This window comes from Thermoanaerobaculum aquaticum, assembly GCF_000687145.1.
Lineage (GTDB): Bacteria > Acidobacteriota > Thermoanaerobaculia > Thermoanaerobaculales > Thermoanaerobaculaceae > Thermoanaerobaculum > Thermoanaerobaculum aquaticum.
Window position 1 is genome coordinate 1 of the sequence record NZ_JMFG01000026.1, and the last position, 1,886, is coordinate 1,886.

Annotated in this window: 3 protein-coding genes; all 3 read left to right on the forward strand. The window is 58.2% G+C overall.

From position 1 onward, the window contains the following. A partial coding sequence (locus tag EG19_RS10020; protein WP_038050066.1) for a hypothetical protein occupies window positions 1–639 on the forward strand: 639 nt, incomplete at its 5' end. Window positions 640–663: 24 nt separating this feature from the next. Continuing rightward, on the forward strand, window positions 664–1,572 hold the full coding sequence (locus tag EG19_RS10025; protein ID WP_053335199.1) for a hypothetical protein: 909 nt from the start codon (window positions 664–666) through the stop codon (window positions 1,570–1,572). Window positions 1,573–1,635: 63 nt separating this feature from the next. After that, a partial coding sequence (locus EG19_RS13720; protein WP_038050070.1) for a hypothetical protein occupies window positions 1,636–1,886 on the forward strand: 251 nt, incomplete at its 3' end.

Sequence of the window (1,886 nt, forward strand, 5' to 3'; positions counted from 1 at the left end):
CGCGGCAACCCCCTCAACGCGCTGGATCCCGATGGGAGGACCGCCCAGGTGGGGACCGTGACGTACCGCCCGGATCTGGACAAGCTGCTCAAGCAGCTCACGGCGAAGACGGGTTACCTTTTTGCGGTGAAGAACGGGAAGATCGTGATCGTGGGGGATCTTCTCAAGGACGGTAAGGTGCTTCGTAGCGAGGTGAGCGGCATTGCTCGGGCCCTGGTGGCGGAGATGATCAACAGCTCGCGGACGTTTGTAGTGAACATCGTTCGGAACGATCGAGACATTATCGGCGGAAAGGCGACAAGGGAGACGCTGTCCGATCATCTCATCGGCCGCGAGTCGGGCATCACGATCGACGCCGGTGATCTGGCATCGGCGGAGTTCCACAACGTGCCAGAGGCGACGTTTGACCTGTCCATGGCGTTCCTTCACGAGGCGGGTCACGTGGTAAGAGGCCTGAGCGATCCAAGCCCCTGGCTTGGCAGATTCACCGGGGACCTGGGAGAGGTCGAGAAGCTCATTCTAAACCCTATACGACAGAAGCTCGGTTTGCCGAAGCGAGGGGACTACGTATCAAGGAGGGACGGACAGCGCTTTACGGTTCTCTTCGAAGGAGGTTACGTCGACTACGAGAACTTTTAGCTCGCGGTGTGGTAAGGAGGGCCGATGAGAAATCCGAGGAAAGCGTTTATTCTTCTGGTGGTGCTGTCGCTCTCCGTGCCTTTACTGGCCGCAATGGGTCTGTACGTTTATTCACAATATTTTTACCTGCAGCTGGGGGCACCCGACGAGTCGCTTTTGGGCGGGGTGCTCGCGACCAGAATTAAAGACTTGGCCCAGACCGGAATTCTCAAACCTGGACAAGCTGGCACTCCATCGCTCGTCGTATGTTTCGATCGGCGCGGAGTTCCAGATAGCTGGAAGGAGAAGGAGTACCTCCTTGCCGAGCCCTTCTCGTACTTTCGCGGAATGAGACCATGGTGGGACCTGCGTGCCAAGCTTTTGGATGCGTTGCTTTCGCAAGCGGTGTATCGGCAAATGCTTCGCCCAGAGATGGGGTTGCCTCTGGTTTACAGATTTTCGGAGATAAAAAGCTCCGCGGAGCTGAGGTTGAAGAGGCATGTGGAAGAGATAGAATTCACCGGGGAGTACGCGAAGGACTTGGCTGAGGTCTTCAAAACTGTCTCCTTTCGAAATGACTGCGCAGACGTTCCAACTACGACAAGTCCTGTGGCGGTACTGAAGGTGATTGCTGTTTCTCCGATCGTTGTTCACCGGCTCTCGCCAAACCCTGGCGTAGTTTTGGAGGAGGGTTTTTTCCTCGCAGAAGAACTCATGGTGCCTGGACGGGCGGTGGGTAGGCGAGTGACTTATCAAGTTGGCAAACCCCTCCAAACAATTTGTGCTCCCTGGACGGGCCGCGGCTCTTGGCAATGGGAGGTGGAAATTTCGTCCGACTTGTGGGCGGATTCTTATCCGTTTCATCGAATCGCCGGGCTTCTGGCGTTGGCTCATTGCCCCTGGTACGGGCCTTGTGCCGATGAGCGCTTCGTAGGCTTCGGCAGTAGGCTTTAGACGAGCCCACCAAGGGCGGTAGGGTAGCGGGAAAGCAGTGAGTTCTCCGGCCACGCCACGCGGGTGGTGGATGGGTCGCAGGATCTCGCGTACGTGTACGACAAGGCTGGGCGGTTGGTGCAGGTCAAGCAGGCGAGCGGGGCGGTTTTGGCGGAATACACGTACGGGGCGGCCAATAGTGGGAGCAACTACGCCTTGGGCAAGCTGGTGTTGGCGGTGCGGCACAACGCCACGGACTACGGGGACGAGGTGGTGAGCGAGAGCTTCACCTATGGGGGGCGGATGGGCCGGCTTTCGGGCAAGCAGACGCAGCT